The 12,928-nt window shown below is 71.4% G+C and carries 15 protein-coding genes; 7 read left to right on the forward strand and 8 right to left on the reverse strand.

Going from position 1 to position 12,928, the window contains the following annotated elements:
• Window positions 1-105: 105 nt before the first annotated feature.
• Window positions 106-1,287, reverse strand: coding sequence for an alcohol dehydrogenase catalytic domain-containing protein (locus ABIQ69_RS15565; protein ID WP_350348035.1), 1,182 nt, complete (start codon window positions 1,285-1,287; stop codon window positions 106-108).
• A 74-nt stretch (window positions 1,288-1,361) separates the two neighbouring features.
• Between ABIQ69_RS15565 and ABIQ69_RS15570 the strand changes: the two genes are divergently transcribed.
• Window positions 1,362-1,682, forward strand: a complete 321-nt coding sequence (locus tag ABIQ69_RS15570; RefSeq protein ID WP_350348036.1) for an ATP-dependent DNA ligase — start codon at window positions 1,362-1,364, stop codon at window positions 1,680-1,682.
• A gap of 11 nt (window positions 1,683-1,693) precedes the next feature.
• Here ABIQ69_RS15570 and ABIQ69_RS15575 read toward each other — a convergent pair whose 3' ends face one another.
• Window positions 1,694-1,933, reverse strand: coding sequence for a hypothetical protein (locus tag ABIQ69_RS15575; RefSeq protein WP_350348037.1), 240 nt, complete (start codon window positions 1,931-1,933; stop codon window positions 1,694-1,696).
• Window positions 1,934-2,087: 154 nt separating this feature from the next.
• On the opposite strand from ABIQ69_RS15575, the gene ABIQ69_RS15580 reads away from it, so the two are divergent.
• Window positions 2,088-2,648, forward strand: a complete 561-nt coding sequence (locus tag ABIQ69_RS15580) for an SRPBCC family protein (protein WP_350348038.1) — start codon at window positions 2,088-2,090, stop codon at window positions 2,646-2,648.
• 100 nt (window positions 2,649-2,748) lie between these two features.
• Here ABIQ69_RS15580 and ABIQ69_RS15585 read toward each other — a convergent pair whose 3' ends face one another.
• The gene (locus ABIQ69_RS15585; RefSeq protein ID WP_350348039.1) at window positions 2,749-3,108 is read right to left on the reverse strand and encodes a hypothetical protein; all 360 of its coding nucleotides are present in this window, start codon (window positions 3,106-3,108) and stop codon (window positions 2,749-2,751) included.
• Window positions 3,109-3,289: 181 nt separating this feature from the next.
• Window positions 3,290-3,457 carry a hypothetical protein gene (locus ABIQ69_RS15590; protein WP_350348040.1) on the reverse strand — a complete coding sequence of 56 codons (168 nt, stop codon included), beginning with the start codon at window positions 3,455-3,457 and terminating at the stop codon, window positions 3,290-3,292.
• Between the two features lie 336 nt (window positions 3,458-3,793).
• On the opposite strand from ABIQ69_RS15590, the gene ABIQ69_RS15595 reads away from it, so the two are divergent.
• The 3 genes from ABIQ69_RS15595 to ABIQ69_RS15605 all read left to right on the forward strand — a co-directional run bounded on the left by ABIQ69_RS15595 (window position 3,794) and on the right by ABIQ69_RS15605 (window position 6,009).
• Window positions 3,794-4,678: an SDR family oxidoreductase gene (locus ABIQ69_RS15595; protein WP_350348041.1), complete on the forward strand. Its 885-nt coding sequence runs from the start codon at window positions 3,794-3,796 to the stop codon at window positions 4,676-4,678.
• 73 nt (window positions 4,679-4,751) lie between these two features.
• Window positions 4,752-5,018 carry a Rho termination factor N-terminal domain-containing protein gene (locus ABIQ69_RS15600; protein ID WP_350348042.1) on the forward strand — a complete coding sequence of 89 codons (267 nt, stop codon included), beginning with the start codon at window positions 4,752-4,754 and terminating at the stop codon, window positions 5,016-5,018.
• Window positions 5,019-5,028: 10 nt separating this feature from the next.
• Window positions 5,029-6,009, forward strand: a complete 981-nt coding sequence (locus ABIQ69_RS15605; RefSeq protein ID WP_350348043.1) for a DNA topoisomerase IB — start codon at window positions 5,029-5,031, stop codon at window positions 6,007-6,009.
• 12 nt (window positions 6,010-6,021) lie between these two features.
• Here the strand turns inward: ABIQ69_RS15605 and ABIQ69_RS15610 are convergent, their stop codons facing one another.
• Both ABIQ69_RS15610 and ABIQ69_RS15615 read right to left on the reverse strand, forming a co-directional pair.
• Window positions 6,022-6,363 carry a hypothetical protein gene (locus ABIQ69_RS15610; protein WP_350348044.1) on the reverse strand — a complete coding sequence of 114 codons (342 nt, stop codon included), beginning with the start codon at window positions 6,361-6,363 and terminating at the stop codon, window positions 6,022-6,024.
• Window positions 6,364-6,440: 77 nt separating this feature from the next.
• Window positions 6,441-8,927 (reverse strand): ATP-dependent DNA ligase, encoded by a 2,487-nt coding sequence (locus ABIQ69_RS15615; RefSeq protein ID WP_350348045.1) that lies wholly within the window; start codon window positions 8,925-8,927, stop codon window positions 6,441-6,443.
• Window positions 8,928-9,062: 135 nt separating this feature from the next.
• Between ABIQ69_RS15615 and ABIQ69_RS15620 the strand changes: the two genes are divergently transcribed.
• Window positions 9,063-10,082, forward strand: coding sequence for a Ku protein (locus tag ABIQ69_RS15620; protein ID WP_350348046.1), 1,020 nt, complete (start codon window positions 9,063-9,065; stop codon window positions 10,080-10,082).
• On the opposite strand, the gene ABIQ69_RS15625 is transcribed toward ABIQ69_RS15620, so the two are convergent.
• Window positions 10,079-10,756 carry a TetR family transcriptional regulator gene (locus ABIQ69_RS15625; protein WP_350348047.1) on the reverse strand — a complete coding sequence of 226 codons (678 nt, stop codon included), beginning with the start codon at window positions 10,754-10,756 and terminating at the stop codon, window positions 10,079-10,081. The genes ABIQ69_RS15620 and ABIQ69_RS15625 overlap by 4 nt on opposite strands.
• Window positions 10,757-10,859: 103 nt before the next feature.
• On the opposite strand from ABIQ69_RS15625, the gene ABIQ69_RS15630 reads away from it, so the two are divergent.
• A complete protein-coding gene (locus ABIQ69_RS15630; protein WP_350348048.1) occupies window positions 10,860-12,335 on the forward strand; it encodes a DHA2 family efflux MFS transporter permease subunit in 1,476 nt (491 codons plus the stop codon).
• Between the two features lie 71 nt (window positions 12,336-12,406).
• Here the strand turns inward: ABIQ69_RS15630 and ABIQ69_RS15635 are convergent, their stop codons facing one another.
• Entirely contained in the window at window positions 12,407-12,835 is a 429-nt protein-coding gene (locus tag ABIQ69_RS15635; protein WP_350348049.1) for a hypothetical protein, read from the reverse strand.
• Window positions 12,836-12,928 lie beyond the last annotated feature (93 nt).

The following is a 12,928-nucleotide window of genomic DNA, read 5'->3' on the forward strand; positions in this document are numbered from 1 at the left end:
GATCCCCCGGGCTCGTTGTGGGCTCCCGGCTCGGTCACGGTAGGTCGGCGAGCGCCGCGCCCGGCAGGGGCTTGACAGAAGCGCTTCTCTGGAAACAGGACGTGATCAGGGCTTCAAGACGACCTTGATGCAGCCGTTCGACTTCTCTTTGAACTGCTCGTACAGATCGGGTGCCTGCTCGAGCGAGCCGCGATGCGTCACGAGGTCCTCCAGGCCGAGCGGGTCGTCGTCGCGTTCTGCGAGCCCCACGAGGTCGTCGAGCCAGCGCTGCACGTTGCACTGGCCGAACCGCATGGTGAGCTGCTTGTCGAAGATCCGCAGCAGCGGCATCGGGTCGACCGCGCCCGCATAGACGCCGGCCACGGAGACGGTGCCCCCGCGTCGGACCGCGTCGGTCGCGAGGTCGAGCGCCGCCATCCGGTCCACCCCGGCGTGCGTCATCATCGCCTTCGCGGGCGCACCCGCCATCGAGCCGGTGACGTTCTGCACGAGGGCAGTCACGGGGTTGCCGTGGGCCTCGAGACCGACGGCGTCGATCACGGCGTCGGGTCCCCGGCCGTCGGTCCGCTCGCGGAGCCAGTCCAACGCGTCGTCGCGCTCGCCCAGGTCGTGCACCTCGGCGCCGTACCGCTCGGCCATCAGTCGGCGTTCGACGACCGGGTCGACGGCGACGGCCCGCAGACCGAGGATCCGTGCGACCCGCACCGCGAGCTGGCCGACCGGTCCGAGACCGAGGATGCCCACGATGGCACCAGGCTCGAGACCCGTGTACCGCACCGCCTGCCAGGCCGTCGGAAGCACATCGGTGAGGAAGAGGTACCGCTCATCGTGGAGGTCACGGCCCACCACGCGGAGGTTCGCGTCGGCGAGGAGCACGCGGATCGCCTCGGCCTGGCCGCCCGGCACCCGGCCGTACAGCTCGGTGTATCCGTAGAGCATCGCCCCCGTGCCGTGCTCGGTGTTCTGCGTCGTCTCGCACTGGGTCGTGAGGCCCAGCTCGCACATCCGGCACCGGCCGCACGCGATGACGAAGGGCACGATCACCCGGTCGCCCGGCCGGATCCGCTGCACCACCGGGCCGACCTCCTCGACCACGCCCATAGCCTCGTGACCGAGGACGTCTCCCCGGTGCATGAAGGGGCCGAACACGTCGATGAGGTGCAGGTCGGATCCGCAGATGGCGGTCGACGTGATGCGCACGATCGCATCGGTCGGCTCGAGGATCCGCGGGTCGGGCGCGTCCGCGACTCGGACGTCGCGGGCGGCATGCCAGGTGACTGCTCTCATCCGGCCAGTCTCCGCGCGGGCGGATCGTCCCAGGCAGGGGGTTGACAGGCAGCCCGCCCGGCTACGATTCCGACATGGGCAAACTGATCTACAACTCCTCGAACCGCGAGCTCGAGATCGACGACCGGACGCTGGCCCATCTCCGCGTGGCGATCCTCAACAAGCTGCGCCGCTCCGAGAGCTTCTCCATGACCTGGGAGCACGGCGTCGAGAACGGCAGCGGCCGCACGACGCTCTGGCTCCACGAGTCGATCCCGCTGCAGTTCGTCTTCAGCGGCAACCGCCCGCCGAAGCTCAACCGGCTGTGGATCGAGCAGCTCCTGCTCGCGGCCAACAGCACCGCGGGCCTGCAGTACGTGCCCGAGCCCGACGAGAACGAGGACTTCGACGACTGACGGCGGCCCGCCTAGTCGACCGCCTCGACCTGCGTGCGGATGTAGTCGCAGTCCTTCCGGCTGAGCCGAACCGGCGTCGCAGCGGATCCCCCGACGCGTTCGCTGATCTCCGCCGAGACGACCTCGTCGAGCTCGACCTCCTCCGCGTCCCCGGCCCCCTCGATGGCCGCGAGCACGCGGTGCTTCGCGTCGATCGAGAGCCCGGGCCACCAGCGCTCGACACCGTTGCCATGGGTCGCCTGCTCGGTCATCGACCACCTCCGCCTCGGCCGCGGTCCGCGGCATCCGTCTCCTTCCGTCGTATCAGCCGCTCCGACCGTCGACAACCCCCTCGCCCTCGGCGACCGGGTCTGCCTACCGTGGCGGCGGGCGCGAACCCGGCGCCCCCAACGGAAGGAATCGATCATGAGCACCACCGTGACCGCGGACATCGTCGTCGACGTGCCCGTGTCCGTCGCCTACGACCAGTGGACGCAGTTCGAGTCGTTCCCGCACTTCATGCACGGCGTCGAGGAGGTGCGCCAGGAGGGCGACACCATGACGCACTGGGTCGTCTCGATCGGCGGAGTCCGCCGCGAGTTCGACGCGGAGATCACCGACCAGGTGGCCGACGATCACGTCGCCTGGCGCAGCATCGACGAGATCACCCATCGCGGCCGCGTCGCGTTCCGCCCCGAAGGGCCCGAGCGCACCCGCGTCGACCTCGAGCTCGAATGGGAGCCCGAGAGCCTGACGGAGAAGGCGGGCGCCGCCCTGCAGCTCGACGACCTCCAGGTGCGCCGCGACCTCGACCGCTTCAAGGAGTTCATCGAGGACCGCGGCGGTGCGACCGGCGCCTGGCGCGGCGAGGTCCACGGCGGAGTCGAGACGCGCGGCGACGAGACGGGCGGAACGAGCCGGGTGACTGGTGCGGTGCCGCCGACGAGCGACGGCGCGCTCGGCCAGGACCCCGACCTGCGGGCGTAGCACCGGCCGCCGGGGCATCCGCCCTGCGACGAGACGACCCCCGCCCGGCAACGCCGGCGGGGGTCGTTCGGTTGCGCGTCCGAGGGGCCTTCGCGTCGCCCTAGGCGAGCTGCGGGTCGGCCTCGGCGAGCGGCTGGGTCGCGATCGAGATCGCGCCCGTGTCGAGGTTCTCGGGAACGAGCTGGATGCCGCCGGTCGAGTTGGCGGACTTCATGAGATCCTCGATCCACTGCCGGCTGAGGTCGGGCCGCTCGGGCTCGTCGAACACGAACCGCAGCGGGATCGACGGGTGCAGCCAGAGCGTGCTCCGCCCGCGGGGCTGATCGTCGGCGTGCTGCCACGAGAGCGTGAAGCTCTCGCCGCGCCGCAGCTTCGTGACGATCGCGACCTTCAGGTGGGCGAGCGCGCGGTCCTCGATGCCGATCGGGGTACCGGAGTCCCCGTAGTAGAGGGTTCCCATGCCGAGAGGATACGCCGAACGGGGCCCCGCCGTCAGTCGTTCCGGCGTCGTCCCGACACGGTTCGCGCGTCGTCCCGGCACGGTCCCGGCGTCGCCCCGACACGAAGGGTCCCGGCGTCGTCCCGACACGAAGGAGCGGGCGCCCGATGGACGCCCGCTCCTGCAGTGAGGTCGTAGTCGGCTACACCGACGTGCGGTTGCCTCCGATGTACCGCACGAGGAACACGATGACCGCGATGACCGCGAGCGCGATCCCGACCCAGATCAAGAAGTTCAGGGTCGGCACCACCCCACCGGTGATCAGCAGCACGACGGCGGCGATGGCGATGATGGCGACGAGGATGTTCATGTCATTCTCCTTCACGGGTTCCGTCGCGTCGGGAACGCGGCGGTGCCGGCGGTGAAGCCGGGTCAGGGGGCGCCGGGAGCGCCCCAGTGCCTCGAAGCTACGCGCCCTCCGGTCGACGGGGCGAGGGGTTGACCGGCCGGAGATCGCGGTGGTAGCCGTGCGAGTGCGCGCTCTCATGCGCGTCGGGACGCGGATGCCCACACATTCTCCCGAGGCACGTTCCGAGACCCGCTCTGGGTCCGGCCCTCCGACCTGTCAACCCCTCTCGTGGGCTCCCCGCGCACGCGTAGCGTGGCCGCACGACCGAAGGAACGACCGAGGAAGGGGGCATCGACGATGCACGACGACCACCTCGTCGACCCGACGACGAAGCACACCACCGACCGGTTCCCGCGCCAGGAGCAGACGCCGCCGGGGCGCACCGAGGACATGCACCCGCTGCCCGACCACGGCGAGCAGAGCTACCACGGCAGCGGCCGGCTCACGGGGCGCCGGGCCCTCATCACCGGCGGCGACTCGGGTATCGGCCGTGCCGTCGCGATCGCGTTCGCGCGGGAGGGCGCCGACGTCGCCATCGCGTACCTGCCGGAGGAGCAGGAGGACGCGGAGGAGACCGGCCGCTGGATCGAGGACGCGGGGCGGGTACCGCTGCTGATGCCCGGCGACCTGCAGGACGAGGCCTTCTGCCAATCGCTCGTGGAGCGCACCGAATCGGCGCTCGGCGGCCTCGACCTCCTCGTGCTGAACGCTGCGCACCAGCGCAACCGCGGCGGCATCGACGAGATCCCGACCGACGACTTCGAGAAGGTCATGCGGGTGAACCTGTTCGCCCCGGTCTTCCTCACCCGCGCCGCCGTGCCTCGCCTCAGCGCGGGCTCGTCGATCATCACGACGACGTCGATCCAGGGCTTCGACCCCTCGTCGGCGCTCGTCGACTACGCGATGACCAAGGCGGCGCTCGTCGCGTTCACGAAGGCGCTCGCCGAAGAGCTCGGGCCGCGAGGCATCCGCGTGAACGCCGTCGCGCCTGGCCCGATCTGGACCCCGCTCATCCCCGCGACCGGGTGGCCCGACAAGGTGCCCGAGTTCGGCCAGAACACCCCGCTCGGCCGTGCAGGCCAGCCCGCGGAACTCGCGGGCGCGTACGTGTACCTCGCCTCGGAGGAGGCATCGTACGTGTCGGGAGCGATCCTGCCGGTCACCGGCGGCAAGCCGCTGTAGGCGGGCTGCTCCCGCCGACACGCGGCCGGCAGATGTCGCCGGCCGCACGGACCACGAAGAGAAGGAGGATGCCATGCCGGGACGCAGGAACGCGTCGCTGAAGGACCCCGAGCTCTACGAGGAGCTGCGTGAGGACGGCGCATCGAAGGAGAAGGCGGCCCGCATCTCGAACGCGGCCGCGAACCGGGGGCGCAGCGCCGTCGGCCGCAAGGGCGGCAAGAGCGGCGACTACGACGACTGGACGGTGCCGCAGCTGAAGAAGCGCGCGAAGGAACTCGGGCTGCACGGCTACAGCGACAAGCGCAAGGGCGAGCTCATCGACGCCCTGCGCAACCACTGACGGTCGCCGGATGCCCCGCCTCAGGCGTGTCGAGCCGTACGCGTCGCCCGGCTGGCGACGCATCCGCCGCGGGTCGGGGTTCGCGTACGTGCACGCCGACGGGTCGACCGCCGATCGCGCCGAGCGCGCGCGCATCGCCGAGCTCGCCGTGCCGCCAGCCTGGCAGGACGTGTGGATCGCGGATGTCCCGAATGCGCACATCCTCGCCGTCGGGCAGGACGCGGCGGGTCGGCGCCAGTATCTGTACCACCCCGCATGGCGGGAACGGCAGGACGCCGCGAAGTTCCAACGGATGACGGAGCTGGTGCGGGCCCTGCCCGGCGCACGCCGGCTCGTCCTCCGAGACCTCTCCCTCGACGAACTGCCACGCGACCGCGTGCTCGCGGCCGCGTTCCGCACGCTCGACCTGGGCGGCATCCGCGTGGGGTCGGAGGAGTACCTCGCGACCGCCCGCAGCCGCGGCCTCACCACGTTGCTGGTGCGGAACGCGGCGGTCGATCCCACGACCCCGGCGGTGCGGCTGCGCTTCCGGGCGAAGGGCGGGATCGCGCAAGACCTGCTCATCCCCGATGCGCCGCTCGCGACCTTCGTCGAGCAGACCTCTGAGCGCGCGGCATCCGCCCGCCTCTACGCCTGGCGCGACGGGCGTCGCTACCGCGCCCTCACCGCCTCCGACGTGAACGACGACATCCGCGCGCGCACGGGAGGCGACTTCACCGCGAAGGACTTCCGGACGCTCCGTGGCACGCTCGTCGCAGCGACCCGTCTCGCGGAGCTGGGCCCGGAGTCCACCGCGCGCGCCAGGGCCGCCGCGATGCGGGAGGCGGTGGTCGCGGCATCGCAGGCGCTCGGCAATACGCCGACCATCGCGAAGGCCAGCTACATCGACCCGCGGGTGCTCCGGGCGTACGAGTCGGGGCTCGTCATCGTGCGCGGCGGCGACGCCGAACGCGCCCTGCTCGATCTCGTCGAGCAGGGCGCGCAGGCCTAGGTCGGGCGGGCGTCAGGCGACGCGCTGGGTGGCGGTCGAGGTGACCGGCTCCAGGTCGAGGTGCTCTTCGACGAGCTGAATGCCGCCGGTCGAGTTGGCCGACCGCATGAGTTCCTCGATCCACTCGCGGCTGAGTTCGGGCGTCTCGGGTGCGTCGAACACGAAACGGAGCGGGATGCTCTGGTGCACCCACAGCGTGCTTCGTCCGCGTGGCTGGTCGTCGCCGTGCTGCCACGAGAGCGTGAAGCTCTCGCCTCGGCGCAACTTGGTCACGACCGCCACCTTGAGGTGGGCGAGCGCGCGGTCCTCGATTCCGATCGGGGTCCCGGAGTCGCCGTAATAGAGAGTTCCCATGGGGCGAAGCGTACCCTCGAACGGGGCGTGTCGTCTGGCCCCCGTTTCGCACCCTTGACAGTGAACGTCGCGGCACGCTAGGCGGATGCCTCGCGCACGACCTCCTCGGGCGTCTTGTCGGGTCGGAGGCCCCGCCACCGTGGGTGCCTCGCGATGCCCTGCTTCGTCCACTCGCCGAACTCGATCTCGCCGACGAGCACGGGCTCGAGCCAGACGGCGTCGGGGACGTCGGCCTTCGGCACCTCCACGAACGGCGAGGTGTCGCGCTCCAGCGGGGCGAACGTCTCGAGCAGTCGGGAGAGCTCGGCCTGGCTGAATCCCGACCCGACGCGCCCTGCGTACTCCAGCCCGCCCTCGCCCGGGATGCCGATGAGCAGCGACCGCAGCCGCTCCGTGGTCCGCCCGTCGCCGCGCCGGTAGCCGCCGATGACGACCTCCTGCGTGCTCGTGAGCTTCAGCTTCACCCAGTCGTCGCTGCGGGTGCCCGGCCGGTACGGCGAACCGAGGCGTTTGGCGACGATCCCCTCGTAGCCGCGGCGGCGGCTCTCCTCGAGCGCCTCCTCGGGGGTGCCCTCGGCGGCGGGGGGCACCTCGACCGGCTCGTCGGTGCCCGGGCGCAGCAGTCGCTCGAGCCGTCGGCGCCGCTGCTCGTACGGCTCGTCGACCGTGGGCGTGCCCGCGATCTCCAGCACGTCGAAGAGCAGCAGCCGCACCGGCACGGATGCCGCGAGCTCGGCGATCTCGCGCCGGCCGGTGACGTTCATCCGAGGCTGCATCCGCCCGAAGTCCGGCCGCCCGTGCTCGTCGAGCGCCACGATCTCGCCGTCGACGAGGGCGTCCGCGCGGAGCGCGCGCGAGACACCGGCGAGCTCGGGGTACCTGGCCGTCTCGTCGCGGCCGCTCCGGCTGGTGAGGGTCACGGTGTCGCCGTCGGTGCGCGCCAGCACGCGGATGCCGTCCCACTTCCACTCCAGCGCCCAGTCGCCCCGGCCGAGGCGGCCGACGGAGCCGAGCGTGGCGAGCATGGGGCGCGGGACGGGCGTCGGGGCGGAGGCATCCGGGGCGGTCCCCGCGACGGCGCGCTTCGCCCGTGCGCGCGTTGACATCGGGGCGGAGGCATCCCGACCGCCCCCCGCGGGGCCCGCGTGCTGCTCCTTCATGCGGTGCAGCAGCCACTGCGACTTCTCGCCCTCGCCGGACGTGCGGATCAACGCCAGCCGGACCGTGCCGAGCGGGCCGCCGGGCCGACCCGAAACCGTGAAGATCACCTCGTCGTCGCGCCACTTCTCGGCCTCGTAGGTGCCCGTGTCCCAGACGGTCATGCTGCCGACGCCGTACTGGCCAGCCGGGATCGTGCCCTCGAACGTGAGGTACTCCAGCGGATGATCCTCGGTCTGGACCGCGAGGTGGTTCGTGCCGGTGCCCTCGGGCACGCCCTTCGGAACCGCCCAGCTCTTCAGCACCCCGTCGCGTTCGAGCCGGAGATCGAAATGCAGGCGGCGCGCGTGATGCTCGTCGATCACGAACCGCGGATGCCCCTCCCCCGGCGCACCCCACGGCGAGGCCGGCATCGGCTCGGGTGTCGCGGCCGCGTCGCGCATCGACAGGTACGTGCTGAGCGGGCCGTCGGCGATCGCGGCGGCCCCGCCGCCCCCGCCGCGCGCGGCACCCCCACCGAGCGCCGCAGCCGGGTCGGTGCCGGCGGCGACCCGGTCGAGCACCTCGTGGTACTCGAGATGCCGCAGCCCGGGGTCCTCGAGCTCCTCCCAGGTGCGCGGGGCCGCCACCGTCGGCCGCAGCCTGCCGCGCAGCGAGTACGGGGCGATCGTCGTCTTCGCCGCGTTGTTCTGACTCCAGTCGATGAGCACGCGCCCGGTGCGCAGCGCCTTCTTCATGCTCGACACGATGAGGTCGGGGTGATCGGCCTCCAGCGCCCGGGCCAGCTCGTGCGCGACCTCCGACACCTGCGCCGAGGTCTGCGAGCCGTCGAGGGCGGCGTACAGGTGCAGGCCCTTGCTGCCGCTCGTGACGGGCACGGTCTCGAGCCCCATTCCGGCCACGATGTCGCGGACGAGGCGGGCGACCTCCGCGCACTCGGCGAGCCCCATGCCCTCACCAGGGTCGAGGTCGAACACCAGCCGGTCGGGGTTGCCCGGCGACCCATCTGGCCGGAAGCGCCACTGCGGCACGTGCACCTCGAGCGCGGCCTGCTGCGCAAACCAGACGAGCGCGGCCCGCGAGTCGGCAATCGGATAGTCCTTCGGGCCGTCACTGTGCTGGATCACCCCGCGCCTCATCCACTCGGGCGCGTGCTCGGCGAGGTTCTTCTCGAAGAACACCTGGCCCGGGGCATCCGCTGTGCCGACGCCGTGGACCCACCGCTTCCTCGTCACCGGCCGCCCGGCCACCAGCGGCAGCATCACCGGGGCGATCTCCGCGTAGTAGCCGATCACCTCGCCCTTGGTCGTGCCCGTCTCCGGGTACATGACCTTGTCGAGGTTCGTGAGCCGCAGCCGCCGGCCGTCGACCTCGACGAGTCGGCGCTCCCCCTCGGCCTGTGCCATCCCCCCATCCTGCTCCACCTCGGGGCGATGTCGCGCAAACCGCGCGCATTCGGGCCGGATGACGACGGGTTGCGCAACCTCGCGCGCCGCGCCAGGGGGTGGTGGCGGCACGGGGGCGGGGTGTGTACTGGGGTGATGCGAGCCGTCTGGAAAGGGGCGGTCACATTCGGCCTCGTGAATGTGCCCGTCAAGCTGTACAGCGCCACCGAGGATCACGACGTGTCCCTGCACCAGGTGCACGCCGAGGACGGCGGACGGATCCGCTATCAGCGGGTGTGCGAGATCGACGGCGAGGTCGTGCCGTACCAGGACATCGACAAGGCGTACGACGACGGCGAACGCACCGTCATCATCACCGACGAAGACCTGAAGGCGCTGCCCGCCGAACGCAGTCGCGAGATCGAGGTCGTCGAGTTCGTGCCCACCGAGCAGATCGACCCGATCATGTTCGACAAGAGCTACTACCTCGAACCCGACTCCGCCTCGTCGAAGGCGTACGTGCTGCTGCGCAAGACGCTCGAGTCGACCGATCGCACGGCGATCGTCCAGATGGCCCTTCGCCAGAAGACGAGACTCGCCGCACTCCGCGTCTTCGGCGACGTGCTCATGGTGCAGACCCTGCTCTGGAGCGACGAGGTGCGCGACGCGAAGTTCAAGAGCCTCGACGAGGACGTGCGCATCTCGCCGAAGGAACTCGACCTGTCGAAGCAGCTCGTCGAGAGCCTCGTGGCCGACTTCGAGCCCGACAAGTACGTCGACGAGTACCAGGCCGAGTTGCGCACGCTCATCAAGGCGAAGCTCGAGCAGGGCGACGCGCTCGACACCGCGGCCACCTTCGGCGAGGAGCCCGAGGAGGCCGAGGGCGGTGAGGTCATCGACCTCATGGAGGCCCTCCGCCAGTCGATCGCCGCGAAGCGGGGTGGCGGATCCGGCGGCGGCGGGCGTGCGGCAGCCGGCGGCGGCGATGCGGATGACTCGCACGCGGACGACGCGGATGACTCGAGCGGGTCGGGCCGCTCGGGCGGTTCGGGCGGTGCGGGCGGTTCAGCGAAGAAGGCCGCCGGCGGGGGCGCGGGGAAGAAGGCGCCGGCGAAGAAGACCGCGGCCAAGAAGCCCGCCGCGAAGAAGACGGCGACGAAGAAGGCAGCCTCCTAAGACTCGCCCTCCGTCCCGCCAGGAGCGGTCGACAGCTCGCCGGCGTACTGGCCGAGGCCGCGACGGAGGGAGAGATAGAGTTCGCGCACGTCGGCGTGGTCGTCGCGCTCGTCGCGCCGCGCCCACTCGTCGAACGCCAGCCGGGCGATGGTGCCGAGGACGGCGATGAGCGCGCGGGTCGTGAGCGGGTCGGCGCCCGCACCGGATGCCTCCACCGCGGCATCCGTCAGCCGCGCCTCGTGCTCGGCGTCGCGGCGGAGCGCGACGGCGAGCAGCGCCGGGTCGTCGTGGACGAGCCGTCGGACCCGGCGAAAGCGGGCCCGCGCGGCCTCGTCGCCGGCGAACGCTCGATAGACGCGCATCCAGCTGCGCTCGAATGCGGGCACGATCGGCGTGCCCGACCGGATCGCCTCGATCGCGTCGTTCATCGCCTGCTCGACCTGTGCGTCGTCGATGAAGGCGGCGTGCTCCTTCGTCGGGAAGTACCGGAAGAACGTCCGCTGCGAGACGCCCGCAGCCTGGGCGATCCCGTCGACCGTGGTCGCGGCCGCGCCGCGGAGTTCGAAGAGGTCGAGCGCGGCGTCGGAGATCGCGGCGAGCGTCTCGCGGCGGCGACGCTCGCGCAAGCCCGGGGCATCCGGGGCGTCAGCCTGCCCGCTCGTCTCGATCTCCATGCCCGAAGCATACAGTTGCCGCCAACTTGGCAGTCTCTGTCATAATTGAGATCCACCCCGTCCGGCCCGACGATGCGCCGACCACGCCGAACCGGAGCACCCAGTGACCCTCGACACCCCAGACACCGTCGCACGCCCTGCCGTCGCGGCAGCCCCGCCGCGTACCGGCCCCGTCATCGCCCTGCTCGTCGCCTCGGCCTTCGTCGTCATCCTGAACGAGACGATCATGAGCGTCGCGCTGCCGCGGCTCATGGTCGACCTCGACATCTCGGCCGCGAACGCGCAGTGGCTGACGACCGGCTTCATGCTGACCATGGCCGTCGTCATCCCGCTCACCGGCTACCTCCTCGAACGCTTCCCGCTCCGCGGCGTGTACTTCACCGCCATGGGGCTCTTCGCCGCGGGCACGCTCATCGCCGCCCTCGCCCCCGGCTTCGGCGTGCTGCTCACGGGGCGAGTCGTGCAGGCGGCCGGCACCGCGATCATGATGCCGCTGCTCATGACGACCGTGCTGAACGTCGTCGCGCCGTCGCACCGCGGCCGCATGATGGGCGTCATCTCGATCGTCATCTCCGTCGCGCCGGCCATCGGCCCGACCGTGTCCGGGCTCATCCTCTCCGCGCTCGACTGGCGCTGGATGTTCTGGATCGTGCTGCCCATCGCCGCCGTCGCGATCGTCCTCGGCACCGTCTGGGTGCGGAACGTGACCGAGCCGCAGCGGGTGCGCTTCGATGCGCTGTCGGTGGTGCTGTCGGCGCTCGGGTTCGGCGGGCTCATCTTCGGGCTGTCGAGCATCGGCGAGGCCGCGACCGGTCACGCGCCCATGCCCGTGTGGATCCCGGTGACCGTCGGCGCGCTGGCGCTGGCCGCGTTCATCTGGCGCCAGCTCCGCCTCCAGCGCGAAGACCGGGCGCTCCTCGATCTCCGCACGTTCCGGTCGTCGTCGTTCTCCCTCGCGGTGGTGCTCGTCGTCGTCGCCATGGCCGGCATGTTCGGCACGCTCGTGCTGCTGCCGATCTACCTGCAGCAGGTCCTCGGCCTCAGCACCCTCGAGACGGGGCTCATGCTGCTGCCCGGCGGCATCCTGATGGGCGTCATCGCACCGATCGTCGGCTCGCTGTTCGACCGGTTCGGGCCGAAGCCGCTCGTGATCCCCGGCATGTTCGTCGCGGCGGCCGCCCTCGCGGCGATGACCACCTTCGATGCCACGACCGAGGTCGCCTGGATCATCGCCGTCCACGTCGTGCTGAACCTCGGCCTCGGCTTCGTCTTCACGCCGCTGCTCACCTCGGCGCTCGGCTCGCTGCCCCGCGCCCTGTACCCCCACGGCAGCGCGATCGTCGGCACGGTGCAGCAGCTGGCGGGTGCGGCGGGCACCGCCGTGTTCGTCACCGTGATGAGCGTCCAGGCCGCGGCCGCCGCGCTCGGCGGCGCCGACGCGGTGAGCGCGACCGCCTCCGGCATCCACCAGGCGTTCCTCTACGGTGCGGGCTTCGCGCTGCTCGCGGCGATCCTCTCCTGCTTCGTGCGCAAGCCCGCCGCAACGAGCGAACCGCAGCAGATACCGGCGGCGCACTGAGCAGGAGCGCCGAGACGACGACGGCGCGCGGCATCCGATTCGGATGCCGCGCGCCGGACGGTCGCGAGGGATTACTCCGCGGTGCACACCTCGGTGACCTTGACGGAGGCCTCCTGGATGCCCGACTGCTGCTCGGCGATCGCGTCGGCGTCGCGCTCGGCCTCGGGGTCGGCCGGCAGGGTCGCGGCGAAGTCGGCGGCCGCGTCGATGCGCTCGTCGAGCGCCTCGAGCGCGTCGGAGACCTTCTCGTCGGTCGCGTCCTCGGAGAGGGCGTCGACGCGCTCGGAGAGCTCCTCGAGGTAGGACTCGATCTCGGCCGGGTCGTTGGTCGAGGCGAGCGTGTTCTGCGCGCCGTTCGAGATGTTGCGGACCTCGACGCGGATCGTCTCGCAGTCGCCGGCCGCGGCGGTGGAGCCGCCGTCGCCCGAATTCGAGGCGCAGCCGGCGAGCAGCAGTGCGCCCGCGAAGACGAGCGCGGTGGACGTCATGATTCGTTGCATGGTGGCAAATCCCCCTGATCGTGTGACCACGGAAGTCTACCGAAGACCACCGACGCGACCCGGCCGAGGGCTGTCGTCAAGCCTCTGCCGGCG

The organism is Agromyces sp. G08B096, from assembly GCF_040267705.1.
Taxonomy (GTDB): domain Bacteria; phylum Actinomycetota; class Actinomycetes; order Actinomycetales; family Microbacteriaceae; genus Agromyces.

Bases quoted from the DNA above. Each gene is read 5' to 3' on its own strand.
- ABIQ69_RS15565 (WP_350348035.1), bottom strand. From the start codon at position 1,287: ATGAGAGCAGTCACCTGGCATGCCGCCCGCGACGTCCGAGTCGCGGAC.
- ABIQ69_RS15570 (WP_350348036.1), top strand. From the start codon at position 1,362: ATGGGCAAACTGATCTACAACTCCTCGAACCGCGAGCTCGAGATCGAC.
- ABIQ69_RS15575 (WP_350348037.1), bottom strand. From the start codon at position 1,933: ATGACCGAGCAGGCGACCCATGGCAACGGTGTCGAGCGCTGGTGGCCC.
- ABIQ69_RS15580 (WP_350348038.1), top strand. From the start codon at position 2,088: ATGAGCACCACCGTGACCGCGGACATCGTCGTCGACGTGCCCGTGTCC.
- ABIQ69_RS15585 (WP_350348039.1), bottom strand. From the start codon at position 3,108: ATGGGAACCCTCTACTACGGGGACTCCGGTACCCCGATCGGCATCGAG.
- ABIQ69_RS15590 (WP_350348040.1), bottom strand. From the start codon at position 3,457: ATGAACATCCTCGTCGCCATCATCGCCATCGCCGCCGTCGTGCTGCTG.
- ABIQ69_RS15595 (WP_350348041.1), top strand. From the start codon at position 3,794: ATGCACGACGACCACCTCGTCGACCCGACGACGAAGCACACCACCGAC.
- ABIQ69_RS15600 (WP_350348042.1), top strand. From the start codon at position 4,752: ATGCCGGGACGCAGGAACGCGTCGCTGAAGGACCCCGAGCTCTACGAG.
- ABIQ69_RS15605 (WP_350348043.1), top strand. From the start codon at position 5,029: ATGCCCCGCCTCAGGCGTGTCGAGCCGTACGCGTCGCCCGGCTGGCGA.
- ABIQ69_RS15610 (WP_350348044.1), bottom strand. From the start codon at position 6,363: ATGGGAACTCTCTATTACGGCGACTCCGGGACCCCGATCGGAATCGAG.
- ABIQ69_RS15615 (WP_350348045.1), bottom strand. From the start codon at position 8,927: ATGGCACAGGCCGAGGGGGAGCGCCGACTCGTCGAGGTCGACGGCCGG.
- ABIQ69_RS15620 (WP_350348046.1), top strand. From the start codon at position 9,063: ATGCGAGCCGTCTGGAAAGGGGCGGTCACATTCGGCCTCGTGAATGTG.
- ABIQ69_RS15625 (WP_350348047.1), bottom strand. From the start codon at position 10,756: ATGGAGATCGAGACGAGCGGGCAGGCTGACGCCCCGGATGCCCCGGGC.
- ABIQ69_RS15635 (WP_350348049.1), bottom strand. From the start codon at position 12,835: ATGCAACGAATCATGACGTCCACCGCGCTCGTCTTCGCGGGCGCACTG.